At 66.4% G+C, this 21,025-nt stretch carries 10 protein-coding genes and 1 riboswitch; of the genes, 2 read left to right on the top strand and 8 right to left on the bottom strand.

Annotated features, from left to right (window positions below):
• Nucleotides 1-24: 24 nt before the first annotated feature.
• The 7 genes from NR810_RS09865 to ahcY form a co-directional block, all read right to left on the bottom strand.
• Nucleotides 25-3,984 carry a coiled-coil domain-containing protein gene (locus NR810_RS09865; protein WP_257450579.1) on the bottom strand — a complete coding sequence of 1,320 codons (3,960 nt, stop codon included), beginning with the start codon at nt 3,982-3,984 and terminating at the stop codon, nt 25-27.
• Nucleotides 3,985-4,006: 22 nt separating this feature from the next.
• Nucleotides 4,007-5,392 (bottom strand): hypothetical protein, encoded by a 1,386-nt coding sequence (locus tag NR810_RS09860; protein ID WP_257450577.1) that lies wholly within the window; start codon nt 5,390-5,392, stop codon nt 4,007-4,009.
• Nucleotides 5,389-6,534: a hypothetical protein gene (locus NR810_RS09855; RefSeq protein WP_257450575.1), complete on the bottom strand. Its 1,146-nt coding sequence runs from the start codon at nt 6,532-6,534 to the stop codon at nt 5,389-5,391. Before NR810_RS09855 ends, NR810_RS09860 begins: the two co-directional genes overlap by 4 nt.
• A gap of 25 nt (nt 6,535-6,559) precedes the next feature.
• Nucleotides 6,560-8,935 (bottom strand): hypothetical protein, encoded by a 2,376-nt coding sequence (locus NR810_RS09850; RefSeq protein ID WP_257450573.1) that lies wholly within the window; start codon nt 8,933-8,935, stop codon nt 6,560-6,562.
• 314 nt (nt 8,936-9,249) lie between these two features.
• A complete protein-coding gene (locus tag NR810_RS09845; RefSeq protein ID WP_257450571.1) occupies nt 9,250-10,404 on the bottom strand; it encodes an acyltransferase family protein in 1,155 nt (384 codons plus the stop codon).
• Nucleotides 10,405-10,430: 26 nt separating this feature from the next.
• Nucleotides 10,431-11,354, bottom strand: a complete 924-nt coding sequence (locus NR810_RS09840; protein WP_257450569.1) for an SDR family oxidoreductase — start codon at nt 11,352-11,354, stop codon at nt 10,431-10,433.
• 129 nt (nt 11,355-11,483) lie between these two features.
• Nucleotides 11,484-12,902, bottom strand: a complete 1,419-nt coding sequence (gene ahcY / locus NR810_RS09835) for an adenosylhomocysteinase (protein WP_257450567.1) — start codon at nt 12,900-12,902, stop codon at nt 11,484-11,486.
• A 72-nt stretch (nt 12,903-12,974) separates the two neighbouring features.
• A riboswitch (S-adenosyl-L-homocysteine riboswitch) is annotated at nt 12,975-13,046 on the bottom strand.
• Nucleotides 13,047-13,356: 310 nt separating this feature from the next.
• Here ahcY and NR810_RS09830 point away from each other — a divergent pair.
• Nucleotides 13,357-14,889: a tannase/feruloyl esterase family alpha/beta hydrolase gene (locus tag NR810_RS09830; RefSeq protein WP_257450565.1), complete on the top strand. Its 1,533-nt coding sequence runs from the start codon at nt 13,357-13,359 to the stop codon at nt 14,887-14,889.
• A gap of 19 nt (nt 14,890-14,908) precedes the next feature.
• Nucleotides 14,909-15,670, top strand: coding sequence for an SDR family oxidoreductase (locus NR810_RS09825; RefSeq protein WP_257450563.1), 762 nt, complete (start codon nt 14,909-14,911; stop codon nt 15,668-15,670).
• Between the two features lie 9 nt (nt 15,671-15,679).
• Here NR810_RS09825 and NR810_RS09820 read toward each other — a convergent pair whose 3' ends face one another.
• Entirely contained in the window at nt 15,680-20,959 is a 5,280-nt protein-coding gene (locus NR810_RS09820; protein ID WP_257450560.1) for a trifunctional serine/threonine-protein kinase/ATP-binding protein/sensor histidine kinase, read from the bottom strand.
• Nucleotides 20,960-21,025: the final 66 nt, after the last annotated feature.

Genomic DNA, 21,025 nt, shown 5'->3' with positions numbered 1-21,025 from the left:
TCCCTTCTCATCCGAGACATGCGATTACTTGACGACGTAGATGAATCCGAGCTTCAGCTTGGACGTGCTGCTTCCGGAGAGGCATCCCACGAAGCTCGGTGTCGCGATGAGCTCATAGGTTCCAATCAGGGGCAGGCCCACGAGCGGGTACTCGAGCTTGCCGACCCGGTCGGACTGGAGCACGGTCTCGAGCCCCGCCGCCGTGAAGGAGCCGGAGCGGAATGTGTCGCTTCGCGCGGTCCACAGGCCCAGCTCCGCGTTCGTCCAGACGGGCAGCTCGAGGTCCGTGGGCTTGCGGACGACGAGGCTCGCCTGCGGAGCGGCGTTGTCACGCGACATGGGCGAGAACAGGGTGCCCGAGCCGAGGTGCCGGACAACCGCCTTGCTTCCACAGCTCGAACCGTCGGCGAGGGCCATGGCGTGGACGAGCAGCATCGGCGACTCGGTGTTCATCAGGTTCTCGTGCCAGAGCACGAGGTTGCCGAGCCGCTGGCTGTTCGCCAGGGACTGCCCGTAGGGGGAGATCTCGAAGCGTACGCGTCCTTCGGCCAGGAGCAGCTGGAGCAGGGTGCTCGTGTTCTCCAAGGTGAACTCCGCCACCGTGCCCGTCATGTTCTTGCTGTCCCACACGAGAGAGCGAGGCTTGCAGATCTCGTTGGTGTCCAGCCCGGAGCAATCCGCGAGGACCCTCTCGAGCTCCATCGCGTTGCTGATGAACGCGTACTCCTCGGAGATCGGAGCCACGTCGCCCGCGAACTGGGCGAGCACGTTGTAGCGGCTGCGGTAGAGGTTGTAGGTGAAGTTCGCGTTCTCGAGCAGCCTTCGCTTGTAGTCGAGCATGTCGCCGGCACCGCGCGACAGCTCCGCCGCCAGGTTCTCGAAGTCCCAGAACAGCGTGTTGGCGGTCTCCGACTGGCCGCCGCCCGCCTCGATGTTCTTCCGGACGATGGCGAGGATGTTCTTGTAGGAGCCCTCGACCTCCACGGCCAGCTTCTGCTCGAGGGCGTGGACCTGCGCGACCAGCTGGTCGGCATCATCGAGCTGCGCGAGCTTGCTCTTCAGGTCCGCGATCTCACTGAAGGCGACCTTGCCGGACTGCGCCAGGACCGCCGAGACGAACTCCCGCTCCTTCTGCTCGCGCAGGACGATGCTGTCCTTGAGCTTCTCGTTGATGGCCTTCAGCAGGGTCTTCGTGTCGGAGTATTCGCCCTGCAGGGACTTGACGCTGGCCTGGTAACCCCGGGCCATGGAGATCTGCCGGTCGATCGCCGCCTTCATGCCCGTGAGCTTCTGCTGGTCCAGGCGGACCTTCTCCTGCTGCCGGTTGTATTCGAGCATCTCGAGATTCAGCCGCTCGATCTCCGTCTGCGCCTGCGCCCGGCCGTTCTCCTGCTCGTGGATGTCGAACTGGACCAGCGCGGACTCATCCGCGTTCTGCTGCAGCTGCCCGACGAGGCCGGCACGCGACCTGAGGAGCTTCGCCTCCGTGGCCACTCGATTGGCCTTCTCTCCGTCGCACTCGATCCGCTGGACTTCCTGCTCGTTCTTCACATTGGCGTACTCACCGTCGAGCTCGGCGAGTCGGACGGAGATCTCCGCGAGCTCTCGCTCGTTGCTCCATTTCTCGACGTTGAGCTCGTGCTGGATCGCCTCGAGCTGGTTGGCGATGTCCAACAATTCCTGTTTGTTGAAGAGTTTCTCGGATTCGAGCTGATGATGGAACTGGGCCATCTGGTAGGCGAAGCTGGTCACGTTCGAGACCCCCTGGGCCGCGACTTGAGCTGCCTGCGCCGCGGACTCCGCGATCCTGAACGTCTTCACGGGGAAGATCCCGACCATTCCGGTTTCTCCGTCTGGAACGGCGGCGGCGATGGCGGCGGCGGCCCACGCCAGCTCGATCGAGCCCTTGATGGCCTCGATTCCGATCGCCGCGTTTTCCGCCTTGCGGAGCTCCGCCGTTTTCTCCGCGATGGCGCACGCCATCTTCCCCAGCGCGGCTTTCCGTTGGTTGATGACCGCCTGGTTCGCCGCGCTGAGATTCTTGACGGCATCGAAGACAGACTTCTCGGTCCCGGTCATGGTGCTGCAACTCTCGTTCCCGGTGGCGGTCCCGGTGTCGGGCACGGTGTCGGTCACGGTTACGGTGCCTGTCACGGTCCTGGCCCCGATCACGATCCCGTTGCCGCAATCCACGATTCCGGTGTCGGTGCCGGTCCCGGTGGCGGTCCCGGGACCGGTCCCGGCCTTGATGCAGGCGCGGATCTTCTTGATGTTGGCGAGCTGGTCCTTCTTCAGCAGATCGCGGGCCGCGCAGATCTTCTCCAGATTGAGCTCCTGGTTCGTGCCCGGAGTCGGGACCGTGCAGGAGTGTCCGGAGACGGGATCGCTGTAGCCGCTGTGCGCCTGGCTATTGCTGTAGAAGGCGAGCTCCGCATCGACGGCGCAGATCTGCTCGACGATGGGAATACGGGCCGACTTGAATGACGTCTCCTGCGCGGTCTTGTATTTGTTGATGACGAGCTCAGTGAGGGCGATCCGCCACTGCGCGGCCTCGATGCTCTTCTGGACCTGTCCCTTGCGTGCTTCGAGGATGTCGAGCTCCGCGTTGCCCGCCAGGTACTGCCGGTCGAGCTCCTCCTTCTGCGCGAGCAGGGCCTCGACCTGCATGGCGAAGTTGTATTCCGCCATGGTCATGTCGATGCTGAAGCGGAGATCATCCAGCCTGGAGTTGATGGCCTCCTTCTCCAGTCCGAGGAGATCCTGCTCCGTCTGTGTCTTGATGCGCTGGAGTTGGTGGGAGAGCTCCAGTTGCTCCCGGGCGAGCGTCGCCTCGATGGCCTTGATGCGTTGCTCGAGCTGGAACTTCGGCATGCTCCGGTCGATGAGCTCCACCTGGGCCCGGAGCTCCTGGGTGAGCCGGCCCGCGGTCGCCTGCATCTGCGCGAGCTTGTACACCTCGAGGTCCAGGACGCGCGAGTTCTGCTGATTGGCGAGATCCAACTGCTGATTGGTGTGGGTGGTGAACTTGGCCGCCCAGGTGTCCATCTGCTGGCGGAGCTCCCCCTCCTGGCGGCGGATGGCTTCCCGCTGGCCGACGAGCTGCCGGGACAGAGCGGCCAGGCTGTTGCCCGTGAGCTGTTCCGGATCGATGTTGAGGTACAGGTAGCCCTTGCGGACCGAGTCGAGCCGCGTGTTGACGTCGGACTCGAGCGAGGTGAGCGTGGAGAGCTCGGAGCCGAAGAGGTCCGCGTTCGCCGCGGGAAGGCTGCTCCTCGCCTCGAGGATGACCCAGAACGCCTGGTCGTAATACGTCGCCGCGTTGTAGTACTCGGTCCCCTTCTTCTTCGCGCGGTCATCCTCTCCCAGCGTCTCCGCCACCTGGTACTGAAGGTTGTCGAGGCGGGAGAACGAGGCCTTGCGATACCAGATGTCTCCCGCCGCCACGAAGAGCCGGGCCTTGAGCGAGTTGAGGCGCGCATGCGCCTTGAGGAAGCGGTTGAGCGGGAGGTCCATCGGATTGCTGGTGGAGCCTGCGGCCTGCTGCTGGCGTGCGAGGTTCTTCAGGGCCTGCTCGACCCGCTGGACACCCTGCATGGCCTGCGCCTCGTACGGATCGCGCACCTCCCCATTGCCACCGGGAGGATCGGACGGGAACCAGGCATTGCTCGTCTCCCGCATCAGGGGATAGCCGGTCGCGCGGAAGAGCTGGACGTTGGCGAGCTGGTAGGCGCACTCCGCGTCACACAGCAGGGGCGCCATGCTGGCGCAGCCCGTGCTCTGGAGGAGCCCATCGAGCTCCTTGAAGCTCTTCTCCATCAGGAGCACGTCCGCGCGGTAGTTGGCGATCCGAAGCGCGGAGACGAGCTGGGTGATGTGGCCCTTGAGCGCGACCTCGTTGCCCGGAGCGCACGAGGAGCCCTGAGCCCAGGCGGCGGAGGGGAGGAGTGCCAGCCACAGCACGAAAAGGCATGCAGAACGTTTCATTGATTGAACCCCGTCTCGCCGTTCACTGGCCGCGCGTGGCGATGTCGACATACGCGGACGACAGGTCATCCAACTTCTGGGCGAAATCGCCGTACCCCGGCCGTGTGCCGCTCTGTGCCTTGAGCTCCGTGTAGACCGTCGCGAGCTGCGCCAGACACGTGTTGAGCTGCGCGGCGAGGCTCTCGAGGTTCTGCGGCGTCACCTCCGCCGGAAGCGTCACGCAGACCTTGACCCGATCCCGGGCACTGGTGCTCAGCCCGGGGGTCACCGCCATCTCCCGGAGCAGGGTCACGGTGTCCGACAGGAACTGCGTGTGCGCGTCGCGTGTGGCGCGTGCGCTGGTGACTTCCGCGCTGAGCTCGGCGGCTCCCGTGGCGCTGATGATGGCGCTGATGCGTTTCTGTCTGTCCTCGAGGTCGGTCACCAGGGGTTGCTTCTGGCTTCCCTGTGGGACGCTGTAGAGCATCAGCTTGTCCTGCACGACGAAGTCGTGGACGGGCCGCGTGTCGCTGACGGACTTCTTCAGGGCGAAGATCTCGCGTGTGGGCACCTCCACGTGGGAAGTCTGACCGGCGCTCGCGTAGTCCTCCAACTTGCGCTCGGCGATCTTGAGGGCGGCATCCATCTCCTTGCCGACCTTCACCGCGATGGCCTGGTCCACCGCCCCCCTGACGGTCTTCTCTACCTCGCTCTTGCGGATGGCGCGCTGGAGCGAGCAGATGCCGTCGGGAATGTGGCGCACGAAGCTGTTGGAGAAGAAGCTGCTGGCCGCGGTGCGCAGGGACTCCCAACCGGTCGGCACCCGGGCCTGGACGGGGCCGCCCGTGGGGCTCTGCCGGGTCCATCCGAGGAAGCGGGCATGATCGGCCGCGCGCTCGTACGAGAGGCACTTCTGCTCGCGCGTCTGTCCCTCGAGGAACACGGAGGTGTTCGTGAGGAAGAGCTCGAGGTGCGCGGCGTTCGACCACGTCTCGATGGCGATGCTGCGATCCATCGGGTCCGCCTCCGCGCGGTAGCCCTGAACGGCGCCGAGCAGCAGGTCGAGCCGGGCGCTCCGCTCGTGGACGGTCCGTGCCAGGTTCGCCTCCAGGCTGACGATGGGCAGGATGGGACCCGTCGTCGTGGCGCTCGCGCGTGGCGCGGCTGCCGCGAAGTCGTATTCGATGCCACCCCCCCCACCGCCGCCTCCAGAGGAGGTCTGGCCCAGGTGGGTGGTCAGGACGGTGATGAGGCTCGCATCCAGGGGGCGTCCCCCGGTTGCCGCCTGCCACAGGCTCTCCACCTGGGGGAAGCCGTAGGTGGGGACCACGATCTCCTCCCCGGGCTGGGCGGCCCAGAGGGAGAGCGGGAACAGGGACGTCGTCAGGAAGAGCGTGACGGAAAGCGCCACGCGGCGCGGCGATGTCATGGATTGGTTCCCCCCGTGCAGTACCAGGCGGGATTCGAGGCGCTGCAGTGGACCTTCATCTTGGTGCGCCAATCGGTGTCGATCCGGGTGGCGTGCGTGAAGAGCATGGAGTTGCCCTCGGCCGCCGCCGCGGTCTTGAGCTTCGCGAACCCCTTCTCCTCGGAGGCCCAGAATCGGGTCCACAGATTCACGCCCAGCAGGAGCTCCGCCGAGAGCTTCTTCACCTGGAGGATGGTCTGCTCCTTCTTCTGGAGGTAGTCGTCCATCGATTGGGCCGCGAGGGCACCCAGGAGCTGGGTCTCCAGGGCCGTGACCCGGGTCTCGACCTGGAGGAGTCCCTGGTAGCGCGCATCCAGGCCCGTCAGGATGGCCTGCTTCTTGTTCTGGTCGTAGCGGAAGAGCGGGAAGGTGGTGTCACTGGAGTCATCGGTGATGACCGTTCCCGCGCCGAACTGCGCATTGATGTCGTCCCGGATGGAGAACAGTTGGGTCCGCCCGGCGTCGAGCTCGATCGATGCCGCGCGGTAGCGGGTTTCGACCTGGGACGCGGTGGTCACCAGGCTCTGCATCATCTGCTGGAAGGAACCCATCTTCTCCCGGAAGAGGGGCCCCAGGGCTCCATCCGTCTCGGTGTTGTAGACCAGCCCTTGAATGCGCTCGATGGCGTAGCGCCGGGCATAGCGCTCCAGGCTCGTCGCGGTGTGCGAGGACTCCTCGCAGCCGGTGATGCTCTTGAGCGCGTCCATCGTCTTGGTCGCGTGATAGACGTACCGCATCTCATCGGACGTCCCGAACGTCTGCTGCGTCTCGAACTTGTGGTTGCGCTCGGTGAGGAAGGCCTCGAGCAGATCCTTCGCGCGGAGGGTGTGGAAGCAGCGGAGGCTGTGGGCGGCCGTCCGATTGGACAGCCCGAAGTGCGCCCTGCCGAGGAAGTACTTCTCGATGGGCTCGTAGCCGATGACGTTCAGGCTGATCCGGTCGATGATGCCCTGGTAATCCCCATGGGCCGCGAGGGTCTCGTAGCAGATGCGCTTGTCATCCCCCTGACAGGCACTGTCCGAGCTGGCCGTGGGTTCCGCCGCGGCACCAGCCGCGGGACACACGAGGAGCGTGGCGAGCAGCAATCGCAGTCGCTTGTTCATGGCGTCGATGTCTCTGGCTGGAGGGCTACTGGCGGATGTAGGTGAAATTACAACCCGTCGTGGCCTTCGTCCGCACGTAGCACTCGATGGACGGATAGTTCGCCTTCAAGGTGCCCTTCTTGATGTGGCCGCGGATGGTGGTGGTCTTCGATTCGATGGTCGAGCTCGAGCACGTGAGGTTGTTGCGCTTACAGGCCCGCTCGACGATCTTCGGGATTTCATAGGCGCAAGCGCCGTCCGCGGGGGTGCACTCGTCCTGGAGGTAGAACTCGTGGCTCTCGCGCAGCATGGCGAGAGAGAAGTCCGGATTGGGGATCTGCGGGGAGTAGACCTCGGGCCGATAGAAAGACCCCGTCCACCAGGTGATGCCTTCATCCGCGGCGCACTCGGAGGCCTCGTCGTTCGTATGGACGCAGCCGAACACGTCGTCGTAGGACTGGACGAGGTCACGCCGCCAGGGGGCATGCGACTTCTGCACCAGGTCGTAGACCCACCGATAGATGCCTTTCTCGAAGGCAGCGGTCTTGTTGTTGGCGACGTCGGTCTTGAGGAAGGCCAGGTCATGCGACTTGGCCACGGAGTTGTCGAACTTGGGACGGAAGGTGTTGTCGCGCTTTCCGTCGCTCACCGCGTTGCCGAGGACCGTCGGGAGGATGATCGAATCCGCCCAGAGCTTCTCGCCGACCTTGCGCTGCAGCGCCAGGAAGGCCTGGGCGTCATCCGGGTTCTCCATGAGCCCCCGGTTGAAGCCCTTCTCCTTGCCTGCACCGGCCGTGCTCCCATAGGTCAGCAGGGCGTGCTCGCGCATGCGGACCGCGAGCCGCGGCGCACGCTCCTTGATGAAGTCCCGGATGAGCGTGAAGTTCGCACGCAGCGGAGCCCCGAATACGCCGCCCGTGACCTTCCCCTTCAGGTAGTCGGTGATGTGATGGCCGTCGCAGTCGCTTTCGATATTCGGTGCCGGGCTCGCGGCCGCCAGGGCGCGGTCCACGACGGCGGCCAGCTCGGAAGACCGTACCTTGGACTCGAACTCCGCGGTCATGGCCTCCTGGATCCGGGTGGTGTCCCCCTGGAGCTCGTTCCAGAAGTGAACATACGTTGCCTTGTAACCGGTGCGCTCTCCCTCCGTGATGGGACGGCCGAAGACAGCCGCGAACCAGGCATCAATCACAGCCAGGTTCGCCTCTGGCCCGCAGTTGATGTCGTAGAGATGGGTCTTCTCATCCGGCTGGTTGCGGTCGATCAGGAGGTACTCCACGGCCGAGCGCAGGACCATGAGGTTCTGGTAGGTTGTCCCGGGTGGGGTGCTGGTGGTGAAGTAGTTCCCAGCTGTCTCGCACGAGAAGCGGAAGAGTGCGTTCCTGCTCTTGTTGAACCGGTAGTAGGTGCTGGTCGGATACTCCAGGACCGAGAAGACCGTGAGGTCATCATTGCGGCAGTGGAGGACCGGCTGCTCGCCGGGGCGCGACGCGAGGAAACGCGGGTCATCCTGCGCGATGAGCTCGGGGGTGGTGCTCCCGAAGCCGAGCGCCTGCTGAATCTGCGCCCGATTGGAGCCACAGTCGATTGCATAGCCCCGGCCGCCGGAGATGAGATACAGCGGCCTGGACGTCCGGACTCCCTCGAAGGGGTAGTCGCTGACGAAGAGTTGGGGCTTATCGAATGGGATGGCGGGGCGAGGAAGGAGGGGGGGCGAGACCACCGCGGTGGGGAGAGGCTGTGCGGTGGCTGAATAGCAGTTGATGTCGATCTCCGTGAGCCCGTGGTCCGTCGGATCCAGCCAGAAGCTGCGAAGGGTGGTGAGGATGGGGATGCTGTCCCTCGCCAGGTCGAAATCAAAATCACTCGAGCTCTTCATGGCGAGCGCCGTGAAGAAATTCATGCAACTGGCGGAGAAGAGGTAGTCGGGCGCACCGCGGAGGCGCAGGTAGTATTGGGGCCGTCCCTGCGGCTGTGAGCCGATCACCCGGAAGACCTGTAGAACCTGCTGCCGGGTCTCCTCCTCGGTCTTCCCACAACGGAGCGTGATGATGGGAACGTCGACATCCCCGTTCGCCCGCTTCAGGTCGTCCGGAAGATTCGACAAATCTCCCCAGTGCTCCATCTCGCCGAGGGTGAGGTTCCTGCTGTACCCGAATGCCTCCAGCATCGTTCCATAGTTGCTGCCACAGCCGATGCGGAATGCGACCGTGGGCGTCTGCCCCGTGTAACTGACGACGACGGGAAGCTCGCTCGGAAGACCGTCCAGGAGGTCCGGGTTCGAGTATGCATAGGCCTGGATCTCCCAATCGGTGATGATCTCGGATGAGTGCTCGGAGGTTGGCTGGGCCTCGGCGTGTTCTCCGTCCTGGTTACACGCGGCGATGACACACAAGCAGCTGGCCCAAAGACACAAACGCATCCAATGCATGAGGAAACCCTCTGCATGCCGCCCTGAAGACCAGGGGCATGGCCGCAATTGAAATTCTGGCAGACGAGCTACGAACCCGGAGAAGGCTGCGCGTACAGCGAATTCTCGCTTTGCGCGAATGCCGTACTGCCAGGGGAATGCGGGCTGTACGGATTGTGAAGCTGTACACAATCCGTACTATGATTGCACGCGCAAAAAATTGCGGTTACCGAGAAGCTATTGACTACATCGGATTTAGTGGATTGCGAGAAATCGGAAGCCGGCGCTGAGCCTGCCCCGAGCTCGTGGACACACCCGATGAGTCCTCAACGCTTGAGGCGCTTCGTCCACTCGAGGCAGGGCGCCTCCACCCAGGTGTACAGCACGTGGGCGGCGGCGATGCTCGCGGCGTAGCAGACCCCGAGGAAGGCCAGGGACACCAGATCCGAGGGGGGGGCGATGCGCACCTTCACGGCCAGCAGCAGCATGCACAGGGGCACGTGCACGAGATAGATGCTGTACGAGATGCGACCCAGGTACTGCAGAGGACGTGCGGCGAGCCAGGTGTAGAGCCGGTGGCTCCGTCCGGCCGCATAGAGGATCGAGCTCGTGGCCGCCGTCACGAACACGCGGCTGTCGAGCTTCCACAGGAACAAGCCCCACAACCCGAGCACGAAGGCGTACCAGACCGCACGGGGCAGGCGGCCCTCGAGCGTCCACCACGTCAGCGCGCCCGCCAGGAAGATGAACACGTGGGAGGGCAGGTACATCATGTGCGGCTGGTGGGACCGCATCTCCACCAGGCCCATGGGCCAGGCCAGCGACACCACGAACAGGACCGAGAAGAACATCGTCAGTACGCCATCGCGGCCCGACCAGCGGGAGAGCGCCTGGGCGCACCCCAGCAGCACCGCGAACGCCAGGTAGAACTGGAACTCGATGCAGAGGGTCCAGAAGGCGATGTTGAGCTGCCCGTACCCCAGGACATCCTGCAGGTAGAGCAGGTGGGACAGCAGGTGAGGTGCCGAGGGCAGCTCCGCTGGCTTGCCCGTCATCGCCGCGCGCAGGAGCAGGTAACCACAGAACAGGCCGAGTGCCACCCAGTAGGGCGGATCCAGGCGCAGCGAGCGGCGGAGGATGAACTGGCCGATGCCCCGGGGGGACAGGCGAGTGTGGCGCAGCGAGAAGGCGATGACGAAGCCACTGAGCGCGAAGAACACCTCGACGCCCCGGTGTCCGAAGTCCGCCACGCGGACCATCCACTCGGACAACGCTCCCGAGCCGGCGAAGATGAAGAGGCCCACGGCGTGCGGCAGCACCACGGCCAGCGCGGCGAATCCGCGCAACCCATCCACCAGGGTCATCCGGCGAGCGATCGACCCCACCTCACGGGGAGAATTGGACGCCAGGCGGACGGACGAGGGCTCGGCGTCAACCGGGCGAGGCGCTTCGAGGAGCGGAATCGGCAGGGGGGAAGACATGCGGAGCGCGAACAATCGAGGAGGGCTCAGACATCCACTGTCGTCGCCACCGGAGGTAGGGAGCCCGCGGGGGAGAGCAGCTCTCCCATGCCGTGGGCGGTGAGGAGCTGCTCATGGACGTTCGCGGACACCTCGTTGAGGGTCTTCAGGGCGTCGCCCAGGTGGTGATCCACGATGGTGCGCAGGGGGCGTGAGCCCACGGGCGTCTCGATGAGGCGGGCGATGACGTCGGCCACCTCCTGCGGGTTGGGCGCGTCCGGCCCCCGCAGCGAGGCCGCGAGGCCGCCGAACATCTTTTGCGGCAGCTCCGCGAGCGGGCCGTAGGAGTCGACGCGGGCCGTGTCCTCGGGGGTGACGATCTTGGTGAAGAGCGCGGTGGGGTAGCCCCCCGGCTCCACGATGACCGAGTCGATGCCGAGCGGGGCGAGCTGGTAGCGGTAGGACTCGGCGAGCCCCTCCACCGCTCGCTTGCTGGCGCAGTAGATCCCCAGGAAGGGGAAGGTGATGCGCGCCATGTTGCTGGACACGGTGAGGAGCAGGCCCGAGCGGCGCTCGCGCATGTGCGGCAGGACGGCGCGGATGACGCGCTGGACGCCGAACACGTTGGTGTCGAACAGCGCCTGGAGCTGATCGTCCGTGAAGCCCTCGTCCAGGCCCGTGGCCATCATTCCCGCGTTGTTGACTGCGGCGTCCACCCGGCCCGCGGTCTCGAGCACGCGATCCACCGCGGTCCGCACGGAGGCATCATCCGTCACGTCCAGCTCCAGCACGTGCAGGCGGAGGTTCTCGCGGCGGGCCAGCTCGTTCAGCTCCCGGGCCGCGCTCTCGTTGCGTCGATGGATGCCGCGCATCCCGGCGAAGACGATGTGCCCCTTGCGCGCCAGTGTCTCGGCCGCCAGACGCCCGAAGCCAGTGCTCGAGCCCGTGATGAGGATGGACTGCTGCTGCATGGTGTGACCCCCTGGGGTGTGGCTCATCCGTTTCGGAGCGTAGACAGGATCCACACCCGGGGTCTGGCCAATTCGACGCGGGGCGCGCGCGTCACGGACGACGCGGCGCCCCTGTCCGTTCCCGCGTTCCTAGTAGCGGTAGTGGTCGTTCTTGTACGGGCCCTCGAGGGGCACGCCGATGTACTTGGCCTGATCCGGGGTGAGCTCGGTCAGCATCGCGCCCAGCTTGGTGAGCTGCAGGCGCGCCACCTTCTCATCCAGGTGCCGCGGCAGCATGTACACGCCCGGCTTGTACTTGCCCGGGTTGGTGAAGATCTCCACCTGCGCCAGCACCTGGTTGGCGAACGAGGAGCTCATCACGTAGCTGGGGTGGCCGGTGCCGCAGCCCAGGTTCACCAGACGCCCCTGGGCCAGCAGGATGATGCGCTTGTTGTCCGGGAAGATGATGTGGTCGACCTGCGGCTTGATGTTCTCCCACTTGTACTGCTTGAGGCTCGCCACATCGATCTCGTTGTCGAAGTGGCCGATGTTGCACACGATCGCGTTGTTCTTCATCCGCTTCATGTGCTCGTGGGTGATGACCTGGTAGTTGCCCGTCGCGGTCACGAAGATGTCGGCCTTGTCCGCCGCGTACTCCATGGTCACGACCCGGTAACCCTCCATCGCCGCCTGGAGCGCGCAGATGGGATCGATCTCGGTCACCCACACCTGGGCCTGCAGGCCGCGCAGCGCCTGCGCCGAGCCCTTGCCCACCTCACCGTAGCCGGCGACCACGGCCACCTTGCCGGCGATCATCACGTCCGTGGCGCGCTTGATGCCGTCCACCAGGGACTCGCGGCAGCCATAGATGTTGTCGAACTTGGACTTGGTCACCGAGTCGTTGACGTTGATGGCCGGGAACGCCAGCTTGCCCTCCTTGGCCATCTGGTACAGGCGGTGCACGCCCGTGGTGGTCTCCTCGGTGACGCCGCGGATGTTCGCGAGGATCTTCGAGTACCAGCCCGGCTTGGCCGCCAGCTGCTTCTTGATGGCGGCGAAGAGCACCGTCTCCTCCTCGCTGCCCGGGTTGGACAGGACGGAGAGGTCCTTCTCGGCGCGGGTGCCCAGGTGGATGAGCAGCGTGGCGTCGCCACCGTCATCGAGGATCATGTTGGGCGTGCCGCCGTCGGCCCACTCGAAGATGCGGTGGGTGTACTCCCAGTACTCCTCGAGCGTCTCGCCCTTGTAGGCGAACACGGGGGTCCCGCCCGCGGCGATGGCGGCCGCGGCGTGGTCCTGCGTGGAGAAGATGTTGCAGGACGCCCAGCGGACCTCCGCCCCGAGCGCCTCCAGGGTCTGGATGAGCACCGCGGTCTGGATCGTCATGTGGAGCGACCCGGCGATGCGAGCACCCTTGAGGGGCTGGCTCTTGGCGAACTCGTCGCGGATCGCCATGAGGCCCGGCATCTCGGTCTCGGCGATGGCGATTTCCTTGCGGCCCCAGTCGGCCAGCTTGATGTCGGCGACGCGGTAGTCGGTGAACTTGGTCAGATCGATTGCAGCCCGCATGCATTGCTCCTGATTGGCAGGGGGCTGGATGTGGCAGACGGTTGCTGCTCGCCTCCCGGGCATCCAGCCACGAGTCAGCGAGCGCCGTTGCACGAACCTGAGCCTGGCGAGGGGAAACCCCCCGTTGCAGCGCTCCTCAGGGTGCGCGGAACCTAACCCATGAGGGCCGCCCTTCGCAAAGAGAGAAGCAACGGACGGCCGGTCCCGGGCATGGAGGCCCACCGAGCCCTACCTCGCGGTACGGGAATGCACCGGAGGGAGGGGCGGTGGGCGAGGGTGGGCAGAGGCCAGGGGGCGGGCGGGGGTCCGGCCGCGTGGGGGCTCGTGGCCGGAAGTTCCGGACGTGGAGTTAGCGCAACGAAGTCTGGCCAACATGCCGCCGTGCGCATGGCTGATGCGTCGTGGGAAGAGTGCGTAACCTCGCTCGCTCACGACCCTCAGGAGAGATGAAGACATGACTCCCAACTCCTTGGAATCCACTGGGCCCGGCACGTTCTCCTGGTGGAGCTCAGCCCTCGCGGTGCTCCTGCTGCTGGGCGGATGCGACGACCCTCCCGAACCGACGCCCCGGAGCCGATGCGAGGGCTTCCGTGGACGGACCCTGGAAGGGGCAAGCATCACCGGTGCCGAGCTCGTCGCCGCGTCCGGCCAGTTGCCGGAATATTGCAAGGTCTCTGGAGCGCTTCCCCCTTCGCTCGAATTCGAGGTGCGTCTGCCCTCCTCGTGGAACGGAAAGACGGTTCATGCCGGTGGCGGCGGCTTCGACGGCTTCATTCCCAGTGGAGATGTCTATACACAGAAGGGGTACGCCTCCATTGCCTCGAATGGTGGGCATACGGGTGATGTCCTGGACGGCTCTTTCGCCCTGGATCCCCAGAAGCTCGATGACTTCGCCTATCTCTCCATCCACCGGGTGCAGCCCGTCGCGAAGGCGATCATCCAGGAGAGATACGGCACGAGCTCCACGAAGACCTATTTCGAGGGGTGCTCCAATGGAGGCCGGGAGGCGCTGATCGAAGCGCAGCGGTGGCCGGAGGACTTCGATGGAATCATCGCCCGGGCTCCCGCCTACAACTTCGTGGAGTTATTGCTTGCGTTCAACCGGAACACCCGGCAGCTGTCGAAGCCCGGCGCCAATCTCTCCTCCGCGAAGCTCGTGGCCCTGGGCAAGGCGGTGCTCGATGCGTGTGACGCGAAGGATGGTGTCGCCGACGGCATGATTTCCCTGCCCTCGGCCTGCCAGTTCGATCCCGCGGTGCTCCGGTGCCTCGGGGCCGAGCGGGATGATTGTCTGACGTCCGAGCAGGAGACGTCGGTCAGGACGATCTACTCTCCGTTCGTTCTCAATGGCGCGACCCTCAATCAGGGGTGGCCGCCGGGAGGGGAGGCGGACCCGGATGGCTGGGCCGCGTGGATCACGGGCAATGGGAACGCCACACTCTCGCTGAGCGGCCTCTTCGGGAGCGGTCTGATCAAGTTCTTCATCACCCGCGACCCTGACTTCGACCCGTTGACCTTCGAGCCCAACGACTGGCTCCCCCGGATCGACGAGGTGTCGGACCTGGTGTCTGCCAACAGCACGGACCTCACGCGGTTCCGGGCGCGTGGCGGCAAGTTGATTCTCTGGCACGGCGGCACCGATGCGGCCATCAGCCAGAAGGGGACGGATGTGTATTACGAGAACCTGGTCCAGGCCGCGGGCGGTCTGGCCGAGGCGGATACGTTCGTCGAGTACTTTCCCGCCCCAGGCGTCAACCACTGCGCTGGTGGAGCCGGAGCGGATTCCGTGGATCTGCTCACGGCGTTGGAGAACTGGGTCGAGAAGGGTGTTGCGCCTTCACAGGCGGGGCTGGTGGCGGCGAAGCTGAATCCGCAGACGGGCGAGACCGTTCTTTCCAGGCCCCTGTGCAAGTATCCGCAGTACCCCAGGTACAATGGTTCGGGGGACGTCAACTCGGCTGGGAGCTTTACCTGCGTCAACCCCTGATCGCTTCGAGGACAGAACCATGACCAGAAGATTGGAAGGCAAGGCGGCGCTCGTGACGGGCTCCGGTTCGGGCATCGGTCGTGCGGTGGCGATGGCGTTCGCTCGCGAGGGGGCGCGGGTCATCGTCTCCGACATCAACGTCGCTGGCGGAGAGGAGACCGTGGCGGCCATCCAGAAGCAGGGCGGAGAGACGCGCTTCATCCGCTGCGACATCTCGAGGTCCTCCGAGGTGGAGGCGCTCGTTCGCGGTACGGTGGAGGCCTTCGGGCGGCTGGACTGCGCCGTGAACAACGCCGGCATCGCCGGGCTCATGGCTCCCACGGGTGATTATCCCGAGGACGCCTGGGACCAGGTCATCGCCACCAATCTCAAGGGCGCGTGGCTGTGCATGAAGCAGGAGATCCAGCAGATGCTGAAGCAGGGGGGCGGCAGCATCGTCAGCACCGCCTCGGTGGCGGGGTTGGTAGGCGTCCAGATGGCGCCCGCGTACGTGGCCGCCAAGCACGGGCTCGTCGGTCTCACGAAGGCGGCCGCGCTGGATTACGCCAAGGCGAACATCCGCATCAACGCGGTGTGTCCGGGTGTCGTCCGCACGCCCATGGTCACGGTCTTCACCGACCAGAACAAGGAGCTGGAAGCCGCGGCGATAGCCTCGGAGCCGGTGGGCCGGATGGCGCTGCCGGAGGAGATCGCCGAGGCCGTGGTGTGGTTGTCCTCGGGCGCGGCGTCCTTCATCACGGGCGCGGCGATGCCCGTGGATGGCGGCTACGTCGCGCAGTAGGGACCCTCCCTACGAGAGGGGCAGCTCGAGGATGGCCGTGGCGCCCTTGCCCGGCCCTTCGCTCTCCAGGGAGAGGCTGCCGCCGAGCATCTTCGCCGCGAGCGCGCTGGAGTGCAGGCCCAGGCCATGTCCTCCCTCCCGGGTCGTGAAGCCCTGGGAGAAGAGCCGCTCGCGGAGCTCCGGAGCGATGCCCATGCCGTTGTCCACGACCCGGATCCGGGCCATGTTGTCCTCCGCCCCGAGCTGGACGTGCAGGTGGCGCTGGTCCGTGGGAAGGGCGAGCATGGCGTTCTTGGCGTTGCTGATGAGGTTGACGAGGATCTGCACCACCTTGTGCTTGTCGAGCCGCGTCCTGGGCAGGGGAGGGAGCTCCCGGGTGACGCTGATGCCGTGGCGCTCGAGGGAGGGCAGCTGGATGCTCAGCGCATCGTCGATGAGGAGCGGGAGATCGCACTCCTCGACGACGAGCGTGTTGCGCGCATAGGTCTGTTGGATCTGGACGATGGCGCGGATGTGCTCGATGTGCTTGCCCATGGCCCCCATGCTGTCCTGGAGCATCTTCTGCTCGCGGAGCAGCTCGTCCCCGAGCGCGGACAGGTAGACCGGCAGTTGAGTACCGCGTGGATCGCGGGTGAGGAAGTCCGCCAGCTCACCGTGGTGCGACTCGAGCAGGGTGCTGACCTGCTTGAGCCGGCCCACGCGCGAGGCATTCACCATCTCGGTCATGCTCTGGAGGTTGATGACGGCACTGGTGAGGACATTGCCGACGTTGTGCAGCACGTTGGCGGCCACTTCGGCCATGCCGGCCCCTCTCGCGGAGTCCACCAGGCGGGCCTGGGTCTGCTTGAGCTCGCGCGTGCGCTCCTCCACGCGCTTCTCCAGGTCGTCATTGGCGCTGCGCAGCGCGGCCTCCGCGCGCTGGACCTCGGCATACAGCTGGGCGTTCTCGATGGAGATGGCGGCCTGGCAGGCGAGGTGTCCGAGCAGGGAGAGGCGGGAGGGAGTGAAGGCGTTGGTGGTGAGGCCGTTCTCCAGGTACAGCACGCCGCGGAAATCCTCCTGGCGCAGAAGGGGAAGGCAGAGCACCGAGCGGGCGCGGCCCAGTGTGAGCCAGGCATCGGACGAGAAGGGGTGGGGCTGGGAGGCATCTCCAATCAGCACGTGCTCTCGGGTCCGCCTGACGTAGGAGATGAGGGTCCATGGCAGCCGGGACTCGTCCGGCGGGGTGGCGGAGTCCTCCGGCGAAGTGCCCACGACGGCGACCACCGGGAGCTTGTCGCCGCGAGGCAGTAGCAGGGCGCCGCGCTGGGCTCCGGCGTTCTCGATGGCGGCGCGGAGCAGCGTGGCCGCCAGCCGCTCGAGGACGATCTCCCCGGAGATGGCCTGCTGGGCCTTGACGACGGTGAGCGCGTCGATCTGCGTGGAGTCCGTATCGGTGGAGTCCTCCCCGGCCGCCATGGAGGAGACCAGGTGCGGCCACTCGGAGTCCAGGTGCTTCACCTTGCCCCGGGCGCCCCAGCGCAGCCAGGCCTCCCGGGCCTTGCGGGCGTAGGTGTCGGCGAGGGTCGGCACCTTCCGCTCGTACCAGAAGCGGGCGGCGAGCTCACTGGCCAGGGCGACGTGCTGGATGAAGCCGTGCTCACGGGCCGACTGGTGTGCTTCCTCGTAGGCGCGGAGGGCCTCGCCTTCCCGGTCCGTGAGGCGGGCCAGCTCCGCGGACACCATCCGCTCGGGGGCGCGGAAGGTCGCGGGCTGGTGGCTGGCCCACTCGGCGAGCTGTTGCTGGTGCTCGCGGAGGGCCGCCAGGGCCTGGGGCCGTTCCTCGGGTGCCATCGTCCCATGGCAGGCGGCCAGGGTCAGGGCTCGGAAGAGGTGGAAGTCCAGGAGCTGGATCTGTCCGAGCGAGGACCAGGCCAGCTCGGCGGCCCGGGCCCCCGCCTCGCGCGCCTCGGCGTAGGCGCCACTCAGGAAGCGCGCCTGCATCTTGAAGAGCCAATACCAGCACCGCATGGTGCTCATCCGGGCGGGGGTCAGCCCGGCCTCGAAGGACTGCTCGTCGAAGTCCTCCCCGTTCAGCGAGCCGAATGCCGGGGAGAGGCCGCGCAGCTGCTGCACGTAGCGCTGCATGTGGATGAGGACGGACTGCATGTCCGGGAAGCTCGTCTTGCGCAGGAAGGCCAGTCGTGCGACCGACTCCTGGTAGACCTCCTCCAGGTCGTGCCCCAGCGCGAGCTGGAGCGTGACGATGTGGCCGCAGCAGAAGCTGGCGATCTGGAGATCACTGGCCTGGAGCGAGTGGTGGAAGCCCCGGCGGACGAGCTCCAGGCCGCCTGGGAGCGGCTGGGTCCAGTTGTTGATGACCTCCTGGATGTAGAGGATCTTGCCGCGGATGGAGGAGAGGTCGTAGCGCTCGACGAGGGCCCAGGCGAGCTGGCCGAAGGCGTAGGCTTCCCGGTACCGCTTGAAGGAGGGGCCCAGCATCACGCCGTACCAGGCATACCCGTGCGCGGACGAGGCGGTGTTGCCGTGGCGGATGCTGAGGGAGACCATCCGGCACAGGACGACGATGAGCAGGTGGTGATTGGTGAAGTACGCTGGCGCGGTCAGGGCGCCGAGCACGTTCATCACCGCCTCCATGTCCGGATCCGTCATGCGAGGCAGGTCGACGAGCCTCTCGATGGGGCGATCGCCCAGCAGGGCCCACACCTCCTCGTTGGCGGCCACGACCTCCTCCCAGGAGGGGCGCAGGGACATGGGCAGGCCCATCTGGGCAAGGCACTCCACGAGGCTGGCGATGGCCGTCTGGATCTCACTGGCGGCGACGTGGATGTTGCTCTTCAAGCGGTAGACGGCCGCCGTGTCCGCGCGGGTGCTGGCCCGGGGCCGGAGCTCCTCCACCAGGCGGCGGGCCTCGGCGGCGTCTCCGCTCATGAACTCACAGGTGGCCCGGTCGAGCTGGATCTTGAAGGCCAGCTCGGGCTCGTTCTCCCAGGGGTCTCCCGGGAGCAACTGGAAGGCCGTGGTGAGATAGGCAACGGCGGAGCGGAACGCGGTGGAGGCCTTGGCCTTCCGTCCGGCCTCGGCGTTCAGGATCGCCACACGGAGCCGCTCCTCGGGGTGATCGATCAGCTCCGCTCCGGCGCTGAGATGGCTCACGACGTCGAAGAGCTTCTCCCGCACCGCTTCCGGCGACAGGCTCTCCAACAGCAACCGGCCGATGCGCAGGTGGACGGCCTTGCGCTCCGCCTCGGGGATGAGGGCGCGGGCCGCCTGCTGGATGCGGTCGTGGAGGAAGCGGTACTGCTCCGGACTGGCACGTACCAGCATGCCTTCCTGGAGCGCGGGCTCGAGGCCCTGCTCCACCTCGGAGGGCTCCGGCATGTGGGAGATGAGGCCGAGCATCTGGAGCGTGAACGCGTTGCCGACACAGGCCGCGAGCCGCAGCAGGTGCTGGGTACTCATGGGCAGCTGGCGCAGCTTGCCAGCCATGAAGTCGACGACGTTGTCGGAGTAGCCCCTGGCTCGGGTGGCTTCGGCGTCCCAGCTCCAGGCGCCCTCGGGCGTACGGCGCAAGAGCCTGTCCTGGTTGAGCGTGCGCAGGAACCGCAACAGGAAGAAGGGATTGCCTCCCGTCTTGTCGCGAGCCAGGGCCGCGAGGGGTTCGACGATCCCTGGCCCCGCTCCTGGCAGCGTGTCGGCGACGAGCTGCCTCACCTCGTCGAGGCTCAGCGGCTCGAGCTGGAGATCGGTCATCCGCGCGCCGGCCTTGCGCAGTCCCTCCAACGTATGCGCCAACGGGTGGGTGGGGCCGACCTCGTTGTCGCGATAGGCCCCGATGAGCAGGACCGGAGGTGTCTCCGGATGGGTGAGCAGGTGGTGGATGAACTGGAGGCTGGCGAGATCCGCCCACTGGAGGTCATCCAGGAAGACGACGAGGGGGTGCTCGGGAGTGGCGAAGACACCGAGGAGCTTGCGGAAGACGCGGTGGAAGCGGTGCTGGGCCTCGGTGGGAGGCAGCTCCTGGACCGGGGGCTGCTTGCCGGCGACGAGTCCGAGCTGGGGCACCACGTCCACGAGGACCTGACCCTGTCCCTCCCAGGCCTCGTTCAGATGCGCGCTCCAACGGGCCAGCTCCTCGTCGGTGCTGGCGAGCAGTTGTTGCGTCAGGTCGCGGATGGCCTGGGCCAGGGTGGCGTAGGGGATGTCCCGCTGGAACTGTTCGAACTTGCCGCCGAGGAAGAAGCCACGCTGGCGCACCACGGGCTTGTGCAGCTCGTTGACCACGGTGGATTTGCCGATGCCGGAGTACCCGTGGACCAGGATCAGCTCGGGCCGTCCGCTCTGCGCCACGCGCTCGAAGCCCTGGTGCAGGACCGCGGCCTCCGAGCCCCGCCCGTAGAGGCGCTGGGGGAGCTGGAAATGGGTGGGGGCGTCGTGCACTCCGAGGGGAAAGTCCTCGTGCACGCCCCGGAGCAGGTCGTTCCGGCACCGCTCGAGGTCCGCCTGGAGCCCGTCGGCGCTCTGGTAGCGCTCCTCGGCGACCTTGGCCAGCAGCTTGAGGACGATGGCGGAGAGGACGGGCGGCAGGCCCGGTACCCGCTCCAGCGGTGACTGGGGCGCCTGGGCCATGTGCGCATGGAACCACTCGAGTGCGTCACGCCCATGGAAGGGGCGGCTGCCGGTCAGGAGTTCATAGAGGGTGACACCCAGCGAGTACAGGTCGGTGCGGGAGTCCACCGGGCGGTTCATGCGCCCGGTCTGCTCGGGGGACATGTAGGCCAGGGTGCCCTCGATGAGGGCGGCGGGGGCCGCGTCCACGTGCTCGACGAGCTGAAGGGTGGCGGTGCCGAAGTCGATGAGCCGGGTGTCCCCCGAGGGGGTGACGATGATGTTGGAAGGTTTGAGGTCCTTGTGGATGACACCGTGGCGGTGGAGCTCGGCCAGGGTGGAGGCCAGGGAGAGGGCCAGGTCCAGGGCGCGGATCACCTCGAAGGGGCGGCCGGTGAGCTCGGACAGGGGCTCACCCTCCACTTCCTCCAACAGGAGCACCGGGCGCTCCTGGTGATGCTCGCAGGCATGGACGCGGGTGACGCCGCGCACGTCCTGGAGGCGCTGGAGGATGCCGAACTCACGGCGATAGCGCTCGAGCTCTCGTTGGTTCGGGAAGTGGGCCGCGGGCGTCTTGAGGATGAGGGGGAGGCCATCGGCATCACGCACCGCATGGAAGATGAGGTTGGTGCTGGTGGCCTTGATGGCCCCTCGGAGGGTGTAGCCAGGGAGGTGCAACATGCCGTGAGGGAACGACTCGGGACCGGGGGTGGGGGCGTCGGCCGGGGGGGGGACCGACCATCCGCC

This window comes from Archangium lipolyticum (genome assembly GCF_024623785.1).
Lineage (GTDB): Bacteria > Myxococcota > Myxococcia > Myxococcales > Myxococcaceae > Archangium > Archangium lipolyticum.
Note: the sequence above shows the minus strand (reverse complement) of the source record. Positions and strands in the feature narration are given on the sequence as shown.